This window comes from Nocardioides ganghwensis (assembly GCF_014779655.1).
Classification (GTDB): domain Bacteria; phylum Actinomycetota; class Actinomycetes; order Propionibacteriales; family Nocardioidaceae; genus Nocardioides; species Nocardioides ganghwensis.
Genome location: NZ_JACXYX010000015.1, coordinates 1 through 22,595, shown reverse-complemented (window position 1 = coordinate 22,595; position 22,595 = coordinate 1). Strand labels below are relative to the sequence as shown.

Genomic DNA, 22,595 nt, shown 5'->3' with positions numbered 1-22,595 from the left:
GACGGGGGTGATCATGACCTGTTCGCCGGGTCCCAAACCTCACCGGGGTGGCGAACTCGCCGACCAGCAGCTTCCAGGGGTCAGTCGGGGCTCAGCCGGGGTCAGCCGCCCGCGAACGGCGGGAGCAGCTCGACGACCGCACCCGGGCGTACGACGACCGTGGCGGGGTCCTGCGAGCGGACCGGCTGCTCGCCCAGCAGCACCGAGCAGACCGCGACGGTGCGCGCCATCTGCTCGCCCGGGTGCCGCTCCAGCACCCGCTCGACGACCTCGGCCAGGGTCAGCTCGCCGGCCGTCTCGAAGACGTCCTCCGCCGTGCCGGCCGCGGCCCGGGCGCCCGCCCAGTAGCGCACGGTGACCGTCTCATCCGCGCGATCGCGATCAGTGCCAGCACTCATGCGGGATATCCTTCCTCATCCCCCGGTGGACGAGGAGGCCCAGGCCATGAACACCCCACGACGTTCCTCTCCTCCGCTGCGCTCCCCCGAACAACGCCGCGGGGACCCCGCATGAGCGCACTGCTGCTGCTCACGAGCGCGCTGCAGCCCTCCGCCGAGGTGCTCCCCGGGCTCGCGCTGCTCTCCCACACCGTCAAGATCGTGCCCGCCCAGGGCAGCGCGCTGCTGGACGCCCCCGACTCCGACCTGGTCCTCGTCGACGGGCGGCAGGACCTCGCCGCGGCGCGCGACCTCTGCCGCCTGATCCGCACCACCGGCACCGACGCCCCGGTGCTCCTCATCGTCACCGAGGGCGGCCTGGCCGTGGTGGCCCACGACTGGGGCATGGACGACGTCGTGCTGCACACGTGCGGTCCGGCCGAGCTCGACGCGCGGATCCGGCTCGCGGTCGGCCGCTCCAGCGCCGCCGCACCCGACGACCCGTCCGCGCACGTCATCCACCGCGGCGAGGTGGTGGTCGACGACGCCACCTACACCGCGCGCATCGGTGGCCGCCCCCTCGACCTCACCTACAAGGAGTTCGAGCTCCTCAAGTACCTCGCCCAGCACCCCGGGCGGGTCTTCAGCCGCGAGCAGCTGCTCCAGGAGGTCTGGGGCTACGACTACTTCGGCGGCACCCGCACCGTCGACGTCCACGTACGCCGCCTGCGCGCCAAGCTCGGCACCGAGCACGAGCACCACATCGGCACCGTCCGCAACGTGGGCTACCGCTTCGTCGTGCCCTCCCGCGACAAGGACGCCGAGGAGCAGCCCCGCTCGACGCGCTCGAGGAGCGACGCCTGAGCGCCGTGCAGGCCACCGTCGAGGAGATCGCCGCGGAGGCGGCCGACGCCGACGGGACCGACCCGCTCGACGAGGCCGCCCGGATCGCGCTGGCGGACGGTGGGGCCGAGGTGGTGGCCGAGGACGACGCCTTCGCGCTCGTGCACGACGGCGACCTGTCGCTGGTCGTACGGCCCTCCGCCCGGGGGCGCGGCCTCGGCGCCGCCCTGCTCGGCCGGGTCGAGGAGTCGTACGCCGGGCCGCTGGTCGCGTGGTCGCACGGCAACCACCCCGCGGCCGCCCGCCTCGCGGCCACCCACGGCTGGGAGCGCGTACGCGACCTCTGGGTGATGCGCCGACCGTCCTCGCTGCCGCTGCCCCCTCTGGAGCCGCCCGCCGGGGTGACGATCCGGTCGTGGCGCGACAGCGACGCCGCCGACGTCGTCGCGGTCAACGCGGCCGCCTTCGCCGACCACCCGGAGCAGGGCGCGATGGACCTCGAGAACCTCGCCCGCCGGATGGCCGAGCCGTGGTTCGACCCGGCCGGGCTCCTCGTCGCGGAGGACGCGTCCGGGATGCTCGGCTTCCACTGGACCAAGCAGCACGACGACCACCTCGGCGAGGTCTACGTCGTCGGTGTCGCGCCCGCGGCGCAGGGGCGTGGCCTCGGCAAGGTGCTCACCCTGGCCGGCCTGCACCACCTCGTCGGCCTCGGGGTGGACGAGGTCCTGCTCTACGTCGAGGCGGACAACGCCCCGGCGGTCGCGGTCTACTCCCGGCTCGGCTTCGAGCACGCCGCCGCCGACACGCACGTCCAGTACCGCCGCGGCTGACCTCCGCGCGCGCCGCCGCTGCCCCCGGCTCCCGGCCCCCGGCTCCGGCCAGCTCCCGGCCCCGCCGCCAGCGTCATACGAAGGCGCACTCATGGGTGCGGTTCTGCATGACGCAAGGCCACCCGCGAACCCCAGCGTCATACGAAGGCGCGCTCATGGGTGCGGTTCAGCATGACGCAGCGGGCCCCGAGCCGCGACCTCAGCGCAGCGGGCGGACGTGCAGGCCGACCTCGGGGTCCACGACGACCTCCTGCGCGGCGGGCATCTCGTCGACGGTGAGGGTGGCCTCGACCGGGACGTTTCGCTTGACCAGCGCGAGCGCGATCGGGCCGAGCTCGTGGTGGCGGGCGCTCGAGCCGACGAAGCCGACGTCGCGCCCGTCGTACGACACGGGCGAGCCCGCGGCGGGCAGCCGGTTCTCCGAGCCGTCGAGGTGCAGCAGCACCAGCCGGCGCGGCGGCCGGCCCAGGGTGTGCACGCGGGCGACGGTCTCCTGGCCGCGGTAGCAGCCCTTCTCGAGGTGGACGGCGGGCCCGATCCAGCCGACCTCGTTGGGGATCGTGCGGTGGTCGGTGTCGATCCCGAGCCGCGGCTCGCCGCGCTCGATGCGCAGCGCCTCGAACGCCCAGAGCCCGCACGCCGGCCCGGCCGCCGCGGCGTACGCCTCCAGCCGGTCGCGGGGCACGAGGTCGTAGCGACCGATCCCCTCGCCCGGGCGCCACATCACGGCGAGGTCCTCGACGAGCGAGATCTCGACGCGGGTCATGAACTTCATCCGCTCCAGCCACTCCACCAGCGCGGCGCCGGCGCCCGGCTCGGTGTGCGCGGTGAACGACTCCCCGTCGTCGACGCCGGTGAAGGCGTGCTCGACGTGGCCCTGCGGGCTCAGCACCAGCGCCTGCGTCCAGGTGCCCGGAGCGAGCCCCTCGAAGAACTGGGTCGTGAGGCTGTGCAGCCACGACAACCGGTCGGGGCCGGCGATCCGCACCACGTCGCGGTGCGAGAGGTCGACGAAGCCGTCGCCGGCGGCGAGGCTGCGCTGCTCGGTGTTGAAGGAGCCGTAGTGGGCGGCCACCGGGGCGTCGATGCCGTCACCGGCGACGGCCCCGGGCAGGGCGAGGAGGGGGCTGGCCATGCCCCGAGTCTAGGTCGGCTCGGGTGAGGCGGTCGCCGCCGAGCAGTCCGCGCAGGTCCCGAAGATCGCGAGGTGCCCGACGTCGACCGAGAAGCCGTCCTCGCCCAGCGCCGCGACGAGGGAGTGGACGAGGCCGGGGTCGTAGGAGCGTACGGCGTGGCAGCGGCGGCACACGACGTGGACGTGCTCGTGCTCGAGGGTGGAGTGGTACGTCGGCGCGCGGTCGCTCAGGTGCGTGTGGCGCACCAGTCCGAGCTCCTCGAGCACCTCGAGCGTGCGGTAGACGGTGGAGGCGTTGACCGAGCTCACCTGCGCGCGCACGTGGGCGAGCACCTCGTCGGGCGTCGCGTGCCGCAGCTCCTCGACGGCACGCAGGATCAGCTCGCGCTGCGGGGTCAGCCGCAGGCCCTGCTCGCGCAGCCGGCTCGCCAGGTCGTCGCTCATGAGGTCGTCAGGCGCGCTGGAGCCGTGCCCAGGTGTGCGGCTGGAGCTCCTGGCCGACCGCGGCCATGTCGAAGGCGTAGAGCAGGTCGCCGTCGACGTTGCCGTACATCCGGGACCCGGCCGTGACCTCCTTGGCGGTCTCGGTGAAGGAGACGCCGGCGGTGTGCATCTCGAGCCGGCCGCCCTCGGCCGCGCCGTACCAGATCTCCGAGAAGCCGATGTTGTGCGCGAGGAGGAGCTCGACCTTGCCGGGCTCGGGACACCTCAGGAAACCGGTCTCCATCGCCGCGTCGCGGATGAACTCGCCGTCCTCGTCCTCGAGCCACGCGCGCGACATGTAGTGGAAGAACGGACGCCCGTCGTGGGTGAAGATCAGCTCCTGGCCGAAGTGGAACTTCTCGATCGTCGGGTAGTCACCGTGGCCGTTGCCGCGCCAGGTGCCGAGCAGCCACGCGACGGGGCCGCAGTTGGGGTGCAGGTTGTCGGGCAGCTCGAAGGGCATGGGCGTCACTCTAATGTGAGGGCATGGCTCGCTCACTGGTCCTCAAGGTCACCTGCGGCGCCGACGACGCCGAGCGCTGCAACCAGGGCTTCACGGTCGCCGCGGCCGCCGCGGCGGCCGGCGCCGAGGTCTCGCTCTGGCTGACCGGGGAAGCCGCGTGGTTCGGCGTCCCGGGTCGTGCGGAGGAGTTCGACCTCGACCTCGCCACGCCCCTCGACCAGCTAATGGCCGCGGTCCTCACCAGCGGCACGATCACCGTCTGCTCGCAGTGCGCGGCCCGCCGCGGGCTCGTCGAGGGCGACCTGCGCGACGGCGTGAGGATCGCGGGGGCGGCGGTGTTCGCCGAGCAGGTCCTGGGCGAGGGTGTCCAGGCGCTGGTCTACTGACGCCGAGGTCATCCCGCGTTCACCTTCCGGTGCCAGACTTGGTCCATGAACGACCCGGCCACCCTCACCAGCGCTGTCTCCCAGTCGGTCGACGAGGGTCCGGTGGCCGAACCCTTCGGCCACCCGACCGACACCTTCGACGTCGAGCCGCCCTACACGCCCGACGCCGCGGCGATCGAGGCGGTCGAGAAGTACGACGACCGGTTCATCGACCGGGAGATCTCGTGGGTGCGCTTCAACCAGCGGGTGCTCGAGCTCGCCGAGGACCCCGGCCTGCCGTTGCTCGAGCGGGCCCGCTTCCTCGCGATCTTCGCCAGCAACCTCGACGAGTTCTTCATGGTGCGCGTCGCCGGTCTCAAGCGCCGGATCGCGGCCGGAGTCGCCGTACGGGCCGCCAGCGGGCTGATGCCACGCGAGCAGCTCGAGCAGCTCTGGGCCAGCAGCCGTGAGCTGATGGAGCGCCACGCCCGCGCCCTGGTCGACCTCCTGCCGGAGCTCGGCGGGCACGGCATCGAGATCCTGCGCTGGTCCGAGCTCGACCGCGACGAGCAGAAGGTCTGCAAGAAGCTCTTCAAGGACCGGATCTTCCCGGTCCTCACCCCGCTGGCCGTCGACCCGGCCCACCCGTTCCCCTACATCTCCGGGCTCTCGCTCAACCTCGCCGTCGTCGTACGCCACCCCGAGACCGGCACCGAGCACTTCGCGCGGGTCAAGGTGCCGCCGACCTTCGGCCGCTTCGTCGGTCTGGGCAACCAGCGGTTCGTCCCCATCGAGGACGTCATCGGCGAGCACCTCAAGAAGCTCTTTCCCGGCATGGACGTGCTCGGCGCCCACACCTTCCGCGTCACCCGCAACGAGGACCTCGAGGTCGAGGAGGACGACGCCGAGAACCTGCTCAAGGCGCTCGAGAAGGAGCTCCAGCGGCGGCGCTTCGGGCCCCCCGTACGCCTCGAGGTCGAGCAGTCGATGGATCCCAAGGTCCTCGAGCTGCTGGTCTCCGAGCTGGGCGTGGGCCGCGACGAGGTGGTGTCGCTGCCCGGTCCCCTCGACCTCACCGGCCTGCACTCGATCGCCGACCTGCCGCGCGACGACCTCAAGTACGCCGCGTTCCTGCCGACCACCCACCCGAGCCTGGCCGAGGTCGAGTCGTCCTCCCCCGTCGACGTCTTCGACTCGGTGTCTCGCCACGACGTCCTCCTGCACCACCCGTACGACTCGTTCGCGACGTCGGTGCAGCGCTTCCTCGAGCAGGCCGCCGCCGACCCGCACGTCCTCGCGATCAAGCAGACGCTCTACCGCACCTCCGGCGACAGCCCGATCATCGAGGCACTCATCGACGCCGCCGAGGCCGGCAAGCAGGTCCTCGTGGTCGTGGAGATCAAGGCGCGCTTCGACGAGCAGGCCAACATCCGCTGGGCCCGCAAGCTCGAGCAGGCCGGCTGCCACGTCGTCTACGGCCTCGTCGGCCTCAAGACCCACTGCAAGCTGTCGATGGTGGTGCGCGACGAGCCCGAGGGCATCCGTCGCTACGTCCACCTCGGCACCGGCAACTACAACCCCAAGACCGCCCGCGTCTACGAGGACCTCGGCCTGCTCACGGCCAACCAGGAGATCGGCGAGGACGTCGCGCTGCTCTTCAACAACCTCTCGGGCATCAGCCGCAACCGGACGTACGACCACCTGCTCGTCGCGCCGCACAGCGTGCGGGAGGGGCTGATCGCGCATATCCACCAGGAGATCGCCCACCACCAGGCCGGCCGGCCCGCCGGGATCCGGATCAAGGCCAACTCGGTGGTCGACGAAGCGGTGATCGACGCGCTCTACCTCGCCTCGCAGGAGGGCGTGCGCGTGGAGCTGCTGATCCGTGGGATCTGCGCGCTGCGACCCGGCGTACCCGGCCTGTCCGAGACCGTGCGGGTGCGCTCGATCCTCGGCAGGTTCCTCGAGCACAGCCGGGTGTTCTGGTTCGAGAACGGCGGCGAGCCGTCGGCGTGGATCGGCTCGGCCGACATGATGCACCGCAACCTCGACCGCCGCGTGGAGGTGCTCGTACGCCTGCGCGACCCGCACGTCGTGGCGGAGGTGGCGGCGCTGCTCGACCTGGCGCTCGACCCCGGCACCACCGCGTGGGAGCTCGGATCGGACGCCGAGTGGCGGCTGCAGCACGGCGAGCGCCACCTGCAGGACGAGCTCATCGCCCGCCAGCGCGCCCGTCGCCGCTAGCCAGCCGCTGGCGTGCGGCCGGGGCCGCTGCTGAGCCCGTCGCTGAGCCCGTCGCTGAGTCCGCCGCTGAGCCCCGCGTCACACCCGTCCGGGGACGGGCGCCGCAACTTGCGCCGTTGGGCCGCTGACCCCCTACCATGAACCACGGTTCATCCGCCCCCCGTTCGGAGTTCACCGTGCGTTTGAAGTTCCGCCCTGTCGACAGCTCGTTCTACGACCTCTTCAGCGAGGCTGCCAACCACCTCGTCGTCGGTTCCCAGCTGCTCAGCGAGATGCTGTCGGACGGCAACTCGAAGGCAGAGATCGCCCAGCGCATGCGCGAGGCCGAGCACGCCGCAGACGAGACCACCCACTCGATCATCCGACGGGTGAACAGCACGTTCGTCACCCCGTTCGACCGCGAGGACATCTACCACCTCGCGTCGGCGCTCGACGACGTCATGGACATGATGGACGAGGCCGTCGACCTGGTCCTGCTCTACGAGGTCACGTCGCTGCCCGCGGAGACGACCCAGCAGGTGGAGGTGCTCCAGCGCTGCGCCGAGCTCACCGCCGAGGCCATGCCGTCGCTGGAGTCGATGGGCAAGCTCGACGAGTACTGGATCGAGATCAACCGCCTCGAGAACACCGGCGACAAGTCCTACCGCCGCATCCTGGCCAACCTCTTCAGCGGTGAGTACGAGGCGCTCGAGGTCCTCAAGCTGAAGGACATCGTGGAGTCCCTCGAGGGGGCGATCGATGCCTTCGAGAAGGTCGCCAACATCGTGGAGCAGATCGCCGTCAAGGAGTCGTAAGACTGATGGAGATCGGCATCATCATTGCCGTCGTCGTCGTCGCCCTGGTGTTCGACTACACCAACGGCTTCCACGACGCGGCCAACGCAATCGCGACGTCCGTCTCGACGGGCGCCCTCAAGCCTCGCGTCGCCCTGGCCATGGCCGCCGTCATGAACTTCGTCGGCGCCTTCCTCGGCCAGAAGGTCGCCCAGACCGTCTCCGAGACGATCGACCCCGGCACCGGCAGCCACGCGCTGGTGATCGTGATGTGCGGGCTCCTCGGCGCGATCACCTGGAACATGATCACCTGGTACTACGGCCTGCCCTCGTCGTCCTCGCACGCCCTCATCGGCGGCCTCGTCGGCTCCGCGGTCGCCGCCGGCGCCACGGCCAACTGGAACGTCGTGCTGGAGAAGGTCGTCATCCCGATGTTCCTCTCCCCCGTCGTCGCCTTCTCCCTCGGCTTCGTGCTGATGGTCGCGATCATGTGGCTCTTCCGTCGCGCCAACCCCAGTCGCGCCAACCGCGGCTTCAAGATCGCGCAGACGATCTCCGCCGCCGCGATGGCGCTCGGCCACGGCCTCCAGGACGCGCAGAAGACGATGGGCGTGATCTTCCTGGCGCTGCTCGCCGGCGGCTACGTCGGCGCCGACGACCCGCTCCCGCTGTGGGTCATCTTCGCCGCCGCCGCCGCGATCTCGGCCGGCACCTACTCGGGCGGCTGGCGCATCATGCGTACGCTCGGCCGGCGCATCATCCACCTCGACCCGCCGCGCGGTTTCGCCGCCGAGGCCGTCGCCGCGTCGGTGCTCTACACCACGGCGTACGCCTTCCACGCCCCCATCTCCACCACCCACACCATCACCTCCGCCGTCATGGGCGTGGGTGCGACCAAGCGCCTCTCCGCGGTGCGCTGGGGCGTGGCGAAGTCGATCCTCACCGCCTGGGTGCTGACCTTCCCGGCCGCCGCCCTCGCCGCCGCGATCTGCTACTGGATCGCGCGGATCTTCCTCCCCTGACGGGCCGGCTGCGTCATACGAAGCCGCAGCCATAGGTGCCGGTTCGCATGACGCTCAGGAGGCCCGGCGGGCTGCGTCATACGAAGCCGCAGCCATAGGTGCCGGTCCGCATGACGCTCAGGAGGCCCGGCGACGGTGCGCGGCCCGCCGTACGCCGGGCGCTCAGGCCGCGGGGCCGAGCTCCGTACAGCCTGCGTCGGCCAGCGCCCGCTCGATCTGGGCGAAGAACTCGTCAGCGGCGACGCGGAAACCGAGGACCGGGACCCTCAGCACCGTGAGGTTGTCGAGGGTCACGTCGTTGTGTCGTAGCGCGTCGGCCACGACCTCCTGCGCAAGAGCGTGCTGGATGCCGTCCACCTCGACCACGACGCCCCACTCCTCCCAGAACACGTCGAGGTAGTAGCGGCCGTCCTTGCCGCGGCGTACGACCTGGCGGGTCGGCTCGGGGATCCCCCTCCTGCGGCACTCGCGCGCGAAGTCGAGCTCGGCCAGGCTCCGCACCCCGCCCAGCAGGTCGGTGACCACGTCGATCACGAACGTCAGCCGACGGTCGCGCTTCACCTGGAGCAGCGCCTGACCGATCCGGTCTGGAGGCACGACACCCTGCTGGACGACCATGGTGAGCAGCAGCGCGGCCTGCCGGTCGCTCCGCGCCCACAGCGCGCCGCGGACGGCGGCCACCTCCGGGCGCGTACGAGGTGGTCCGCCACCACCGACCAGGTCGTCGGTACGCCAGCGGCGCGTCTGGCGTACGTCGACAACGGGGTCCCGGAACACGCGGGCGCCACGCGGGACCGAGACGCGGTGGCGGTCGACGTCGAAGCCTCGCAGGCCAGCCGCGATCAGCGACGACGCCCCGTCGAGCCGAGCACGGGGGCCGCCCGACAGCTGGGCCGCCCACAGGATCGTGTCGAGCGCCATCGGACCGGTGTGCACCACGACGACGTGCCGGCCCACGAGCTGCCACCTCCGAGCTCGTACGTTGGCCCGCAGCTCCGCTCGGGTGAGGCCGGCGGCGTACAGCTGGCGTCGCGACACGGACCACGCCTGGGCGCGGGCGAGCTCCTCTGCCCGACGACGCCGAGCGGCCCTGAGGGATGCGGTGCGGGGAGTCTGTTCGGTCACCACTCCACGGTCGCGGCGCCGACGTACGTCCGCCAGCAGCCGGCCCTTCGCCTGTGGACCAGCGGCCCTCGCCCCCGCCTGTGGACGGATCGTGGCGCGACGCTGGTCGTGCCGACCGGCGAGCGTCATGCGAACCCGCACTGATGGGTTCGGATCGGTATGACGCCGACCCGGGCCCCGGGATCCCGCCCCGGGATCACCGCCCCGGGATCACGCCGACCGGGCCGGGGGGGCCGGGGACGCCCTGGTGGGTCGAACCCCCGACCGAACCACCAGGACGTTCCGGGCCACCCCGACCGTCATGCGGATCCGCACCCATGGGTCCGGATCCGGATGACGCCGAGGCCCAGGAGGAGCCGCTCAGCCGAAGCGACCCGAGATGTAGTCCTCGGTGCGCTTGTCGTTGGGGTTGGAGAAGATCGTCGACGTGAGGTCGTACTCGACCAGGAGGCCGGTGCGGTTGCCGGTGGTCTCGTCGGGGCGCGCGGTGAAGAACGCCGTACGGTCCGAGACGCGGGCGGCCTGCTGCATGTTGTGGGTCACGACGATGATCGTGTACTCGTTGCGCAGCTCGAGCATCAGGTCCTCGACGCGGGCGGTGGCGATCGGGTCGAGGGCCGAGCACGGCTCGTCCATCAGGATCACGTCGGGCTTGGTCGCGATCGTACGAGCGATGCACAGGCGCTGCTGCTGCCCGCCCGAGAGGCCGTACGCCGACTGCTTGAGCTTGTCCTTCACCTCGTCCCAGAGCGCGGCGCCGCGCAGCGCCTCCTCGACCAGGTCGTCCATGTTGTCGACCTTCATGCCGGTGACCCGGGGGCCGTAGGCGATGTTGTCGTAGATCGACTTGGGGAACGGGTTGGGCTTCTGGAACACCATGCCGATCTGGGTGCGCACGGCGATCGGGTCGACGTTCTTCTGGTAGATGTCCTGGCCGTGGTAGAGCACCTCGCCCTCGACGTGCGCGCCGGCCACCAGGTCGTTCATCCGGTTGAGGCACCGCAGGACCGTCGACTTGCCGCACCCGGAGGGCCCGATCATGGCGGTGATCTCGTGACGGCCGTAGGCCAGGTTGACGTCGTGGACGGCGTGGAAGTCGCCGTAGAAGACGTTGAGGTCACGTGTCTCCATGACGGGGTTGACCGGCGCGTCCGGCAGGCGCCGCTCGGCGCTCACGTGGACCTCGCCGAGCGAGCCCATCTGGGGGAACGTGTCGGAGGAAGTGGCTGAAGCCATGTCAGTGTGTCTCTCTCACCAGGATCGCTGGAACTTGTTGCGGATGAAGATGGCCAGCCCGTTGAGGCTCAGGATCATCACCAGGAGGACGATGATGGCTGCCGAGGCAGCGTCCTGGAACGCCTGCTGCGAGCTCGAGCTCAGGCCGTAGATCTGGATGGGCAGCGCCGTGATGGGACTCATCATGCCCTCGGGGTCGAAACGCACCGACGAGGCGAGTCCGAGCATCAGCAGCGGAGCCGCCTCCCCGATCGCGCGCGACAGGCCGAGGATCGTGCCGGTCGCGATGCCCGGGACGGCGGACGGGAGGACCTGCCGCCACGTCGTCTGCCACGTGGTCGCCCCGAGCGCGAGGGAGCCCTGACGGATCTCCTCGGGCACGGCGCGGACAGCCTCGCGGGTCGTGATGATGATGACCGGGAGGATGAGCAGGGCGAGCGCGATCGCGCCGCCGAGCACGATGCCCTTGCGCTCGATGCCGATCAGCGCCATCACCGCCACGGCGAGGAGGCCGTAGACGATGGACGGGACCGCGGCGAGGTTCTGGAGGTTGACCTCGATGATCCGGTTGTACCACCGGGTCGAGTCGGCGAACTCCTCGAGGTAGACCGCCGCGGCGATGCCCAGGGGCACGGCCATGACCGCCGTGAAGAGCATCAGCCACAGGCTGCCGAGGATGCCGGCCCGGAACCCCGTGCGCTCGGGGTAGAGGGTCGAGTCGTAGCCGGTGACCAGCGCGGAGTCGAAGCGGCCGGACCCGGCGATGGCGGTGTCGGTGATCAGCACGACGAGGACCATCACGCCGAAGAAGAGGGAGAACCACAGCAGCCCAAGGAAGACCAGGGACGCCGCGCTCCGGTCACGGCTCCTGCCCGTCGCGATGCGGACGGTGTCCCGGGCGGTGGCGGTTGCGACGCTCATCAGTAGGCCTGCCTGTAACGACGGACGAGGGCGATGCTGACCATGTTGATCACGAAGGTGATGACGAACAGCGTCAGGCCGACCGCGAACAGCGTGTTGTACGAGGTCGAGCCGACGGGGTTCTCACCGCCCGCCGTGGTCGCCATGAAGCCCGTCATGGTCTGCATCCCCTCGAGGGGGTTGAGGCTGAAGTTCTTCTGCGACCCGGCCGCGAGCGCCACGATCATGGTCTCGCCGACCGCCCGGGACAGGCCCAGCACGATCGCCGCGGCGACGCCGGACAGGGCCGCGGGCAGCACGACGCGCAGGGTCGTCTGCATCCGGTTGGCACCCATGGCGTACGACCCCTGCCGCAGGGCCTGCGGCACGGCCGAGAAGGCGTCCTCGGCCAGGGAGGCGATGGTCGGGATGATCATCACGCCGAGCACCAGGCCGGCGGCCAGGGCGTTGGTGAACCCCACGCCGAGACCGAGGATGTCCTGGAGCAGGGTCGGGGTGACGAACATGACCGCGAAGAAGCCGTAGACGACGGACGGTACGCCGGCCAGCAGCTCGACGGTCGGCTTGAGGTACTTGCGGGCGCGCCGCGAGGCGTACTCCGACAGGTACATGGCCGCGCCGAGGCCGAGCGGGACGGAGACCATCAGCGCGATGGCGGTCGTCATCAGCGTCGCCGTGATCAGCGGGAAGACGGCGAAGCGCTGTCCCTCGTCGAAGGAGAAGAAGTCCCCGAACGGCACCTCGGCGAAGAAGTGGATGACGGGCTCGACCAACGCGACGAGGATCCCGACCGTGATGGCGACGGACAGCATCGCCGACACGAACAGGACGGCCTTGATCGCGGTCTCGCCCGGGCGCGGCTTGCGGCCCAGGTTGACGGAAGCGCCGGGCAGGCCCGCCCCGAGGGACGGGCCTGCGCCGGCAGTGTTGTTGCTGCTCATAGAAGGATGACGACTCTTCCGGTCAGGAGGAGAGGCCCTCGAGGGCGCTCTGGGTCTCGCCGTAGAGCTCCTCGCTCAGCGGGATGTACTTCGCCGCCTCGGCGATGGTCTCGAGGTTCTCGATGTAGAAGTCCACGTACTCCTTGGTCGCGGCGTTCTCCGAGTACGAGGAGTTGCTGACGTAGATGAAGAGCGGGCGGGACAGCGGGGTGTACTCGCCGGCCTGCGCGGTCTCGGCGGACGGCTCGACACAGCCGTTGCCGTCGTCGATGGACAGCGCCTTCAGCGAGTCCATGTTCTCCTCGTAGTAGGTGTAGCCGAAGAAGCCGACCGCACCCTCGGTGCCGGAGATGCCCTGGACGAGCACGTTGTCGTCCTCGGAGGACTCGACGTCCTTGCGGAGCTCCTCGGACTCGTCCGCGACGACGTCGGCGGCCATGTAGTCGTAGGTGCCGGAGTCGGTGCCCGGGATGAAGAACGAGATCTCCTGGTCCGGGAAGCTCGGGTCGAGGTCGCTCCAGTTGGTGACGTCGGAGCCGGGGCCGAAGAGCTCGACGAGCTGCTCGGAGGTGATGCAGTCGACCGCGAGGTCGGGGTGGACGGCGACGGTCAGCGCGTCCGTGGCGACCTGGAGCTCGGTGAACTCGACACCGCCCTCCTCACACGCGGCGACCTCGTCCTCCTCGATGGGGCGCGAGGCGTCGGAGATGTCCGTCTGGCCCTGGCAGAACACCTCGAAGCCGCCGCCGGTGCCGGCAGCGCCGACCGTGACGCGTACGTCGGGGTTCTCCTCGGAGAGCAGCTCGGAGGCCGCCTTGGACATGGGCTCGACGGTGGAGGACCCGTCGACGGCGACGGTGCCGCTGGCACCCGAGCCGCCCTCGGAGGCGCCGGCGTCGCCGCCACCACAGGCGGCCAGGGTGAGGGCCAGGACGGCCACGCCGGACGCGATGCTCCAGCGGTGAGAAGTGCGCTTCACTTCGTTGCTCCTGAAAGGTCTTCGTGTGTGCTGACGATCAGGAAGGTAGGCACGGCAGGAGAACGACCACGCCGCCGTCGGTGAACGGGCGGTGAACTCGGCAGGACCGGTTGGCATCACCCGTCCGGGCGTGAGACGACGATCACATGAACTCGTCCGGGCGCCCTTGACGAGGCACGGCAGACCGTCCTAGAAGCAGGCCGCCCTGCAAGCCGCCCTGCAGACCGCTCAGGGCTGGAGCAGCTCCGAGGCCACGACCCGGCCCTTGCGGTGGTGGGCCACCAGCATCGCGCCCGGCTCGAGCTTGACGTCCGGCACGCCGAGCGCGTCGAGGACCGTCGGCAGCACGGGCCGGTGGGTGCAGAGCACGGCACTCTCCCCACTCTCGAGCAGGGCGTCGACGACGTCCACGACCCCGTCCACCGTCGCGCCCTCCTCGCTGAGCTCGTCGTAGAGCTTCACCGGCCAGCCGGTCACCTCGGCGTACGGCGTCACCGTCTGGACGCAGCGGGTGCTGGAGGAGGAGTGGGCCACCGTCACGTCGAACGCGGCCAGCAGCGGCACGAGCCGCTGTGCCTGCGTCTCGCCGAGCCGTACGAGCGGGCGCAGGCGGTCGTCCTTCTTCCACGCGCCCCGCGAGCGTGCCTTGCCGTGGCGCAGCACCACCAGCGCCCTCGTCCGGCGGCGCAGGGGGCGCGCCTCGGCGAGGGTGTCGCGGTCGTAGGGATAGGTCAGCCGGCGGACGGCGTCCTTCCACGGCACCCACTCCACCTCGTCGATCTCGGCGTTGGGGCGGTAGCCGGAGACGTCGTCGCCGCCCACCACGCGCGCGGTCCAGTAGTCGACCGACTTCCACCGGCCGTTGGACTGCCGGTAGCGCTGCGGGCTCAGCGCCGGCCCCAGCCGCACGTCGAGACCCGTCTCCTCCGCCACCTCGCGCACCGCGGCCGTGACCGTGTGCTCGCCGGGGTCGAGCTTGCCCTTGGGGAAGGACCAGTCGTCGTACTTCGGGCGGTGCACGAGCAGCACGTCTCCGCCCTTGCGGGTCACCACGGCACCGGCAGCGCGCACGTCGCGGGGCTCCATGGAAGTAGTGTCACACCCACCCCGATCGGCGAGGAGCCCCGTGCCACAACGTGTCGTCCCGCGTGCGTTCACCCACGCGCTCCCGGCGCTCGCGGCCGTCCTCCTGCTGCTCCTCGGCGGTGTCGTCGGCGCGCGGCTGCTCCAACCCCCGCCCCCGCTCGCCCGGGCCATGTCGCTCGTGCCCGCGGACACCACCCGCTTCTCCTGGACCGACTGGGCGGCCGTACGCAGCGAGCTGGGCGCCGACGTCGGCGCCGGGGCGTCCGCCGAGGAGGTGGACGACTTCATGGCCGACGCCTTCGACGCCGACCTGTCCCCGATGTCGGCGCTCGGCACCTCGGCCGGCGTCATGGAGGAGCAGCTCGGCTTCTCCCCCGCCAGCGTCTCCTGGGAGCTCTTCGCCCAGTCGGGCACCGGCGCGGTGGAGGTGCTGGGGGTGGACGGCGTCGACCTCGACGCGGTCGCCGACCGGCTCGCCGAGCTGGGCTGGACCGAGCCCGAGGAGGCGGACGGCGTGTGGGTCGGCGGACCGGACGTGCTGGCGAGGGTCGGACCGGCCCTGACCCCCGAGCTGCAGCACGTCGCGCTCCTCGCCGACGACGGGCTGGTCCTCACCTCCGACCAGGCGCCCTACCTCGAGCAGGTCCTGGAAGGCCTCGGCGACGACGGCCCCGAGGAGCTGGTCGACCTCGCCGAGGCGCTGGACGAGCCGCTCGCGGCCGCCGTGTACGACGGGGCGTACGCCTGCGAGAACCTCGCCATGGCGCAGGCCGACGACGACGCGCAGGCCGAGGCGGACCAGCTCGTCGCGGCGGCGGGCGCCGTCCACCCGCTCACCGGCTACGCGCTGGGGCGGCTGCCCGGTGGCGACGTACGCGCGGTGCTGCAGGTCGAGGACGAGGACGACGCCGAGGTGGACGCGGAGGCGCGGGCCCGGCTGGCCGCCGGCCCGGCGCCCGGGCAGGGCGGGGACTTCACCGACCGGTTCGAGGTCGAGGCAGCGGGCTCGGAAGGCCGCGAGGTGGTGCTGGACCTGCGCCCCGTCGAGGGGGCGTACGTCCTCTCCGAGCTCACCAGCGGCCCGGTGCTCTTCGCGACCTGCTGAGCGGCAGGCCCCAGCGGCAGGCTGCTAGTCCTGCGGCTTGCGCGGGGTGACCCCGAGGAGACGGTCGATCTCCTCCTGGGACAGGTGGTCCTCGGACTCGCTGGCCGCGATGATCAGGGTGGTGGTGAGCTCCACCTCGCCGAGGAGGTCACCGTCCTCGAGGGTCACGTCGAACTGGTCGTGCACGTCACCCTCCCTCTTCCTGGATCGGTCGACCCGCCGGCCGACCGGATCAGTCACCTGGATCCTTCGATGCTAGGCGTTGGGGTCAAGTCTGACTGACGGAACAGTCCTGCGAAATGACCCGAACGTGTCAAGTCTGCCCCGAAAACGAACCCGGCCCCACCCCGTTATGGGGTAGGGCCGGACTCGCGATCAGATCTGGAACTCAGTCCAGCGTCAGCCGATCAGAGCGGACGGACGTTCTCCGCCTGCGGGCCCTTGGGGCCCTGGGTGACGTCGAACTCGACCTTCTGGTTCTCGTCCAGCGACTTGTAGCCGTTGGTCTGGATGGCCGAGTAGTGCACGAAGACGTCGTCGCCGCCGTCCTCCTGCGCGATGAAGCCGAAACCCTTCTCGGCGTTGAACCACTTAACGGTGCCCTGAGCCATGTTGCTCGTTACTCCTCGTGTTGGGGCGGGAGTCGCCACCTCGGCGACCCGCACCAGATGCGGTGACACGCCGCTTGAGACTCACGAGCTGGCAGGGCCCGAAGAACAAACGCCGTTGGATCACAAACTCCGCGGGCGTCTACCTGCTGGAACTTGCACCTGTTGCACGACAAACACTACCAAGAATTCTCGCGACGTCACCGGTCGAGATCCACGTGCCGGTGAACACGCGTCGAACACGGTCCGTCACTGCGCGACGTAGGTGCGCGCCCACACCCGGGAGGAGTCCGGGTCCTCCAGGTCGCCGCCGTTCCACACCGCCAGCCCGTCGCCGTCCCGACGCAGGGCGACGGCACCGAGGAAGGCGTCGCCCCCGACGGCGGAGACGCGGGTCACCGGTCCCCAGCTGCCGTCGCGGGCACCGTACGCGGCCTCGACGGGGTGGTCGCCCCCGCGGACCGAGTCCCAGGCCACCAAGGCGTCGCCGGCCCGGTTCACCACGACGTGCATGCCGTAGTAGACGCTCACCCGCGGCGCCAGCCGGCTGCGGTCGACCTCACCCGTGGGTGACACCCGCGCCACCAGCACGCGCTGGCGGGCGTCCACCCGTCGGGTGGAAGCGGCGAAGGCGACGACCGGTCCGTGCCGCGAGAGGCCGAGGTCGACCCAGCCGGGCAGTCGCGCACTGCGCACGGTCACGGGTGCCGACCAGCCGGCCGCGCCGTCCCACTGACGGACGACGACACCGTGCCCGTCCTCGGTGCGGGTCGGCCAGGCAACCGCGAACCGCCCACCCAGCCGACCGAACGGCAGCCCTGCCAGCTGTGGGGCGCTGGCCTGCTCCGAGGTCGCGCTCAGGGTCTCCGGTGCTCCCCAGCTCGAGCCGGCGGATCGTGACGCGGCCCGGACGCGCCACGTCCGTCCCTGCTGCTCGCCCCACGCCACCGTTGCTCGCCCGGACCGGTCGACGACCACCTCGGGACGCGTGGCGTCCACCTCCGGGGACGACAGGGTCTGCGCGGTCGTCCAGTCGCCGCCAGCCGCGTCGCGGGTGACCACCTGCACCGAGGAGGTCGCATACGGCGGCGCCTCGTCGTCGTCCACGGCCTGCCAGCCGACCACCGCCGTGCCGGTCGCGTGGAGGGCGAGCCGGACGTACGCCGGCCGGGTGCCCAGCGGACCGGCGGCCGTGCGGTGCAGCACCACCGGCCTGGTCGTCGAGCCGTCGCGCTCCAACCGCGCCGTCACGACCCTGCGGCCGCGTGTCCAGACGAGCCGGGGGCGGCCGAGCGCGTCGTACGCCACCTCGACCTCCGAGGCATCGCGGGTCCCCTCGACCGCGACGGGGTCGCTCCAGGCGCCGTCACCGCGCTGCCACGCGGCCTCGACGCGGGTGGCTTCCCCGCGCCATCGCACCCAGACGGCGAGGCCGCGACCGCGGTGCACGGCGAGCTCGAGGTCCCAGATGTCGCCCGCGGCTCCCGACACGCGCACCGGGTCTCCCCAGCCCCCGCCCGGGACGGCGGCCTCCGCCGGAGGGCCCAGCGTCCCGAGGACGAGCGCACCCGCCGCGGCGATTCTCGTGAAGCGCATCCTGACCACCCCTTGCTGAAGCCGAATCGTTGGTGCTCCCAGTCGAGCACCGACGACCGACCGCGGGCGAGGGCCGATCGCCCGGGGGCGCCGTGACCTTCGGCTCCCCCACCTCGGCACGCCGCACGCTGCTCGCGGCGGGCGTCAGGCGTGCAGCTGGCGCAGCACCCGGTGGAAGGCCGCCTTGCCCTCGAACCCGATGCCGGGGCGGTCGTCGAGGCGCACCCGGCCGCCCTCGACGGCGGCGTCGTCGGCGAACCCGCCGGTGGGCTGGAACTCGCCGGGGTAGGACTCGTTGCCGCCGAGGCGCAGGGCGGCCGCGATGTGCAGCGAGAACTGGTGACCGCCGTGCGGGATGCAGCGGCGCGAGGACCAGCCGTGCTGGGCGAGCATGTCCTGGATGCGGCGGTACTCCACGAGGCCGTAGCTCAGTGCGGGGTCGACCTGGATCCAGTCGCGGTCGGGCCGCAGGCCGCCGTAGCGGACCAGGTTGCGCGCGTCCTGGAGCGAGAACAGGTTCTCCCCCGTGGCGATGGGGCCGCGGTAGTGCTCGGCGAGCGTGGCATTGAGGTGGTAGTCGAGCGGGTCGCCGACCTCCTCGTACCAGAACAGGCCGTAGGGGTCGATCGCCCGGCCGTAGGCCAGGGCGGTGTCGAGGTCGAAGCGCCCGTTGACGTCGACCGCGAGCCGCGAGCCGTCGCCGCCGAGCACCTCGAGGACGGCCTCGATGCGGCGCAGGTCCTCGGCGAGGTCGGCACCGCCGATCTTCATCTTGACCACCTCGTAGCCCAGGTCGAGGAAGCCGCGCATCTCGTCCTGGAGGTCGCCGAGGGTCTTGCCGGGGGCGTAGTAGCCGCCGGCCGCGTAGACGAAGACGGACTCGTCGGACCCCCCGTCACCGTAGTGGTCCGCGATCCAGCGGTGGAGCGGGACGCCGGCGACCTTGGCGGCCAGGTCGTGCAGCGCCATGTCGACGACCCCGACGGCGACGGACCGCTCGCCGTGCCCGCCGGGCTTCTCGTTGCGCATCACCACGTCCCAGGCCGCGCTCGGCGACAGGCCGCCGTCCGCGTCGAGCAGGCTGTCGGGGTCGGCCTCCAGCAGGCGCGGCAGGATCCGGCGGCGCAGGATCTCGCCGGCCGAGTAGCGCCCGTTGGAGTTGAAGCCGTAGCCGACGACCGGCTGCCCGTCGACGACGACGTCGCTCACCAGCGCCAGCACCGAGCAGTCCATCGTCGAGAAGTCGATGAAGGCGTTGCTCATCGACGAGCTGATCGGGATGACGCCCTCGTGGGCCGAGACGATCCGCATGGTCCCTCCGGTTCTTATAAGATGTGAGATCGAGACCGTACCTCCGGAAGCGCGTCCTTGCCAACTCGTCTTATAAGATCCACCCATGTCGGAGCCCGTGTTCACCAGCAAGGCGGACGTCGCGTACGCCCTCATCCGCCAGCGGATACTCGACGGCACGCTCGCGGCAGGCTCGAAGCTCGCCCAGTACGACCTCGCCGCCGACCTCGGCATCAGCATCACGCCGCTGCGCGAGGCCGTACGCCGGCTCAGCGGGGAGGGCTGGATCCTGCTCGACACCCACCGCAACGCACGCGTCGCCGAGCTCGACCTGGCCGACGCGCGGGCGCTCCTGGAGGCGCGGCGCGCCCTCGAGCCCGCCGCCGTCGCACTCGCGGCCGAGCGGCGTACGGACGAGGACGTCGCCCGGATGCAGGCCGCGCTGAAGCGGCTCCGGCCGGTCACCCGGCGATGGGGCGAGACCGCCCTCGCCGCGCACCGCGAGGTGCACCGCGCGCTCTACTGCGCCTCGCACAACGAGGTGATGGTCCGGATGCTCGACGACCTGTGGGACAAGTCCGACCGCTACCGCAGGGTCGGGCTCCAGCTGCCGCCGGGCGGCGAGGACCGCACCCGCGACTTCGAGGAGCACCACGAGCTGGTCAGGCTGGTAGTCCGGGGCGAGGCCGAGGCCGCAGCCGCGCTGATGACCACGCACGTCGACCACAGCCTCGCGGCCGCGGTGCTCGCCGCCGAGGGGTGACCGGGGCCGGGGCCTCGCCGGCCCCGGCCCCGGTCCCTCGCTAGCGGGACTGGCCGGACGACGCGGGCACGCCGTCGGCCCACCAGTTGTCGGACCAGACGTTCCCGCCGTAGGCGGGGTGTCCTCGATGATGCAGATCGGCGAGAAGGCGTCGTTGGCGGGGGTCCCGGGAGACTGCGAAGGGACGCCCCACCCCTGCCATCAGCCGAAGTCGCTTGCCTTGCACACCTTTTCGAGCGGAGCGCCGTCGAGGGTGTTGCCGGCCTGGATGACTTGGTCGATGTTCTCAGCGGTGATCCCGCCACCGGGGTAGCAGAGGCCGAAGTAGAAGTCGGCGCCGCGCAGCTTGTTGTTCGTGATCGTGTAGCCGTCCGGCACGGAGGCCCCGCCCATGATCGCGAAGTTGCCGCCGTTCAGCCAGTTGCTGTCGACCGCGATGTTGTAGTTGCCCCCGAAGGCAGGCTCGGAGTAGATCAGGACGTTGTACTCGTACTGCCACGCGCCGACGTCGAAGTTGTTGCAGTAGATGTCGACGTTCCTGACGCCGCGCATCTGGATGCCGTCCCAGTGGGCGTCGCTGCTGGTGAAGGTCGGGCGGTCGATGAAGTTGTGCTTCACCGTCAGGTTGGTGGTCTGCACTCCGTCCCACCCGCTGACGTAGAGCGCGTCGCCGTTGTGTGCCTTCAGGTGCGAGTACTGGATGGTGACGTTGTCGGAGGAGGTCACGCCTGCGCTCTCGGCCCGGACGTGGTCCAGCGTGATCCCGCTCAACTCGTCGCCGATGTCGATGCCGCCGTCGACCTGCACGTTCCGCAGGGTGATGTTGTTCGCACGGATGAGGATGCGCTCGGAGAACCGCTTGTTCTCGATGACCTCACCGGGGGTGCTCAGGGTGGTACGGCTGTCGGCGGTCAAGGTGCCGGTCGTGCCGGTGTTCGTGGCGTCCGGCTTCACGCAGGTCCCGGCAGGCTCGGTCGGAGTCGGCGTCGGGTTCGAGGTGGTCGTCGGGGTCGGCGTCGGCGTCGGGCTCGAGGTGGTCGTCGGGGTCGGCGTCGGCGTCGGGCTCGAGGTCGTCGTCGGGGTCGGCGTCGGCGTCGGGCTCGAGGTGGTCGTCGGGTCCGGGCTGGGGACCGGCGTCGACGTCTTGCTCGAGGGGGCGAAGAGGACGTCGATGAAGTAGTGCGAGCCCCTCGAGGTCTCGGTCGGTCGACCGGTGCCATAGCCGAAGGTGCCGCGATGGGCGGTCAGGTCCTTGGCGGACAACGTCCCGCCGTTGGCGAAGACGCCGGTCTCCATCGCGTGGCGCCCACGCGGGGCGCGGTAGGAGACCGTGTACTTCTCGCCCGCCCGGATCCGTACGGACGAGCTGAGCCACGCGGTCTTCCAGCCGTCGTTCGCGGTCGCGGGGAACCTGACGGAGGCGACGCGGCGGCCGGCACCGTTCCACACGTCACCGGTGGTGGCGACGCGGTTGGCGCCCGCGGCGTAGTACTGCACCGCGTGGAGCCGGCCAGCAGTGGCGCTGCTGAACACCAGGCCGAGGGTGACGCTCCGCGAGTCGTCGGAGGACGGCACCGCGGGGACCGTCGAGTCGGACCAGACGCCGTAGGAGGACGCCGCACTCCGCTCGGACACGGGTGCCGCGGTGGCGAGGACGTGGGGTAGCAGGGCGATCACCGCTGCCGTCAAGGCGGTCAGCAGCGAGAACAGGGTTGCGGGACGCGCAGAGCGCGCGCCAGTGGGGTGGGACTTCATTGCGGGGGAACTCTCCAATGTGCTGTCGGTTGCCTAGGGGACGTGTGCCGCGACTGCCCCCCGGGACGCATCCGACGCACCACGAAGCGGGCGCACAGCTCGTCCCCAGGACGCGTGCCCACAGGGCACCGACGTCCTGGCTGTCACCCTCCGGGGCGGCGGCGCGAACCGGCTCACCGCACCCGAAGGTCTAGACAAGTACAAGTACCGCGCCACGCTAACACCGCCTTCGACGGCACTTGACCAAATCTTGATGATCCAGTCCGAGATACCCAATTTGTGTCAAGTCGACCACGTCACATCTGCGGGGCGACCGTCCGCCTGGGACCCGATGCCAGGGGTGCCCGGAGCACGGAGCCCCTGCGGCCACGGACCGCCCTGCTCTGAGAGGATGCGCGACAGGAGTGAGGCGTACGGGTTCGGACAGCTCGTCGGGTCGGCGCCCACCCCGGGCCTCTAGCTCAATTGGTAGAGCAGCGGACTTTTAATCCGTTGGTTCAGGGTTCGAGCCCCTGGAGGCCTACGGCACATCGTGTATTGCTTCGCCTGATGGGTGACGTTCGGCCTTCGGTTGATGCGTCACACATCTTCGGGTGATGGGTGACAGCTACTCCGGTTGATTGGTGACACTCCCCAGATGAGGGAGTTGAGC

23 protein-coding genes and 1 tRNA gene are annotated in these 22,595 nt (G+C 71.0%); 9 read left to right on the top strand and 15 right to left on the bottom strand.

Going from position 1 to position 22,595, the window contains the following annotated elements:
- Positions 1–101: 101 nt before the first annotated feature.
- Positions 102–398: a MoaD/ThiS family protein gene (locus tag IEZ24_RS16230; RefSeq protein WP_129455672.1), complete on the bottom strand. Its 297-nt coding sequence runs from the start codon at positions 396–398 to the stop codon at positions 102–104.
- Between the two features lie 111 nt (positions 399–509).
- Here IEZ24_RS16230 and IEZ24_RS16225 point away from each other — a divergent pair, with 111 nt between their 5' ends.
- Positions 510–1,241 carry a winged helix-turn-helix transcriptional regulator gene (locus IEZ24_RS16225; RefSeq protein WP_129455671.1) on the top strand — a complete coding sequence of 244 codons (732 nt, stop codon included), beginning with the start codon at positions 510–512 and terminating at the stop codon, positions 1,239–1,241.
- Between the two features lie 5 nt (positions 1,242–1,246).
- Complete coding sequence (gene mshD, locus IEZ24_RS16220) at positions 1,247–2,053, top strand: mycothiol synthase (protein WP_129455670.1); 807 nt, start codon at positions 1,247–1,249, stop codon at positions 2,051–2,053.
- Positions 2,054–2,252: 199 nt separating this feature from the next.
- Here the strand turns inward: mshD and ygfZ are convergent, their stop codons facing one another.
- Genes ygfZ through IEZ24_RS16205 form a run of 3 tightly spaced genes read right to left on the bottom strand, consistent with a single transcriptional unit; the run spans position 2,253 to position 4,134 of the window.
- Positions 2,253–3,188, bottom strand: a complete 936-nt coding sequence (ygfZ, locus tag IEZ24_RS16215; RefSeq protein ID WP_129455669.1) for a CAF17-like 4Fe-4S cluster assembly/insertion protein YgfZ — start codon at positions 3,186–3,188, stop codon at positions 2,253–2,255.
- A 9-nt stretch (positions 3,189–3,197) separates the two neighbouring features.
- Positions 3,198–3,632 carry a Fur family transcriptional regulator gene (locus tag IEZ24_RS16210; RefSeq protein WP_129455668.1) on the bottom strand — a complete coding sequence of 145 codons (435 nt, stop codon included), beginning with the start codon at positions 3,630–3,632 and terminating at the stop codon, positions 3,198–3,200.
- A gap of 7 nt (positions 3,633–3,639) precedes the next feature.
- Complete coding sequence (locus tag IEZ24_RS16205; RefSeq protein ID WP_129455667.1) at positions 3,640–4,134, bottom strand: FABP family protein; 495 nt, start codon at positions 4,132–4,134, stop codon at positions 3,640–3,642.
- A 23-nt stretch (positions 4,135–4,157) separates the two neighbouring features.
- Between IEZ24_RS16205 and IEZ24_RS16200 the strand changes: the two genes are divergently transcribed.
- The 4 genes from IEZ24_RS16200 to IEZ24_RS16185 all read left to right on the top strand — a co-directional run bounded on the left by IEZ24_RS16200 (position 4,158) and on the right by IEZ24_RS16185 (position 8,538).
- Complete coding sequence (locus tag IEZ24_RS16200; protein ID WP_129455666.1) at positions 4,158–4,520, top strand: DsrE family protein; 363 nt, start codon at positions 4,158–4,160, stop codon at positions 4,518–4,520.
- Between the two features lie 45 nt (positions 4,521–4,565).
- Positions 4,566–6,743, top strand: a complete 2,178-nt coding sequence (locus IEZ24_RS16195) for an RNA degradosome polyphosphate kinase (RefSeq protein WP_129455665.1) — start codon at positions 4,566–4,568, stop codon at positions 6,741–6,743.
- 176 nt (positions 6,744–6,919) lie between these two features.
- On the top strand, positions 6,920–7,537 hold the full coding sequence (locus IEZ24_RS16190) for a DUF47 domain-containing protein (protein ID WP_129455664.1): 618 nt from the start codon (positions 6,920–6,922) through the stop codon (positions 7,535–7,537).
- Between the two features lie 5 nt (positions 7,538–7,542).
- On the top strand, positions 7,543–8,538 hold the full coding sequence (locus tag IEZ24_RS16185; protein ID WP_129455663.1) for an inorganic phosphate transporter: 996 nt from the start codon (positions 7,543–7,545) through the stop codon (positions 8,536–8,538).
- 162 nt (positions 8,539–8,700) lie between these two features.
- On the opposite strand, the gene IEZ24_RS16180 is transcribed toward IEZ24_RS16185, so the two are convergent.
- From IEZ24_RS16180 to IEZ24_RS16155, 6 genes are all read right to left on the bottom strand, one after another.
- Complete coding sequence (locus IEZ24_RS16180) at positions 8,701–9,576, bottom strand: hypothetical protein (RefSeq protein ID WP_129455662.1); 876 nt, start codon at positions 9,574–9,576, stop codon at positions 8,701–8,703.
- A gap of 447 nt (positions 9,577–10,023) precedes the next feature.
- Entirely contained in the window at positions 10,024–10,794 is a 771-nt protein-coding gene (gene pstB, locus IEZ24_RS16175; protein WP_224745454.1) for a phosphate ABC transporter ATP-binding protein PstB, read from the bottom strand.
- Positions 10,795–10,914: 120 nt separating this feature from the next.
- A complete protein-coding gene (gene pstA / locus IEZ24_RS16170) occupies positions 10,915–11,820 on the bottom strand; it encodes a phosphate ABC transporter permease PstA (RefSeq protein ID WP_129455660.1) in 906 nt (301 codons plus the stop codon).
- A complete protein-coding gene (pstC, locus tag IEZ24_RS16165) occupies positions 11,820–12,761 on the bottom strand; it encodes a phosphate ABC transporter permease subunit PstC (protein WP_129455659.1) in 942 nt (313 codons plus the stop codon). Before pstC ends, pstA begins: the two co-directional genes overlap by 1 nt.
- Positions 12,762–12,783: 22 nt before the next feature.
- Positions 12,784–13,740, bottom strand: a complete 957-nt coding sequence (locus IEZ24_RS16160) for a PstS family phosphate ABC transporter substrate-binding protein (protein ID WP_242498519.1) — start codon at positions 13,738–13,740, stop codon at positions 12,784–12,786.
- 228 nt (positions 13,741–13,968) lie between these two features.
- Complete coding sequence (locus IEZ24_RS16155) at positions 13,969–14,826, bottom strand: NUDIX hydrolase (RefSeq protein WP_129455657.1); 858 nt, start codon at positions 14,824–14,826, stop codon at positions 13,969–13,971.
- A 40-nt stretch (positions 14,827–14,866) separates the two neighbouring features.
- Between IEZ24_RS16155 and IEZ24_RS16150 the strand changes: the two genes are divergently transcribed.
- Entirely contained in the window at positions 14,867–15,931 is a 1,065-nt protein-coding gene (locus IEZ24_RS16150) for a hypothetical protein (protein ID WP_129455656.1), read from the top strand.
- A 24-nt stretch (positions 15,932–15,955) separates the two neighbouring features.
- On the opposite strand, the gene IEZ24_RS16145 is transcribed toward IEZ24_RS16150, so the two are convergent.
- From IEZ24_RS16145 to IEZ24_RS16130, 4 genes are all read right to left on the bottom strand, one after another.
- The gene (locus tag IEZ24_RS16145; protein ID WP_165356104.1) at positions 15,956–16,117 is read right to left on the bottom strand and encodes a hypothetical protein; all 162 of its coding nucleotides are present in this window, start codon (positions 16,115–16,117) and stop codon (positions 15,956–15,958) included.
- A gap of 221 nt (positions 16,118–16,338) precedes the next feature.
- On the bottom strand, positions 16,339–16,542 hold the full coding sequence (locus tag IEZ24_RS16140; RefSeq protein WP_045548871.1) for a cold-shock protein: 204 nt from the start codon (positions 16,540–16,542) through the stop codon (positions 16,339–16,341).
- A gap of 246 nt (positions 16,543–16,788) precedes the next feature.
- Positions 16,789–18,135, bottom strand: coding sequence for a hypothetical protein (locus IEZ24_RS16135; protein ID WP_129455655.1), 1,347 nt, complete (start codon positions 18,133–18,135; stop codon positions 16,789–16,791).
- A gap of 144 nt (positions 18,136–18,279) precedes the next feature.
- A complete protein-coding gene (locus IEZ24_RS16130) occupies positions 18,280–19,446 on the bottom strand; it encodes an enolase C-terminal domain-like protein (protein WP_129455654.1) in 1,167 nt (388 codons plus the stop codon).
- Positions 19,447–19,531: 85 nt separating this feature from the next.
- Between IEZ24_RS16130 and IEZ24_RS16125 the strand changes: the two genes are divergently transcribed.
- Positions 19,532–20,188, top strand: a complete 657-nt coding sequence (locus IEZ24_RS16125; protein WP_129455653.1) for a GntR family transcriptional regulator — start codon at positions 19,532–19,534, stop codon at positions 20,186–20,188.
- A gap of 201 nt (positions 20,189–20,389) precedes the next feature.
- Here IEZ24_RS16125 and IEZ24_RS16120 read toward each other — a convergent pair whose 3' ends face one another.
- Positions 20,390–21,943 (bottom strand): DUF4082 domain-containing protein, encoded by a 1,554-nt coding sequence (locus tag IEZ24_RS16120; protein WP_129455652.1) that lies wholly within the window; start codon positions 21,941–21,943, stop codon positions 20,390–20,392.
- A gap of 450 nt (positions 21,944–22,393) precedes the next feature.
- Here IEZ24_RS16120 and IEZ24_RS16115 point away from each other — a divergent pair.
- Positions 22,394–22,466, top strand: a tRNA-Lys gene (locus IEZ24_RS16115).
- Positions 22,467–22,595 lie beyond the last annotated feature (129 nt).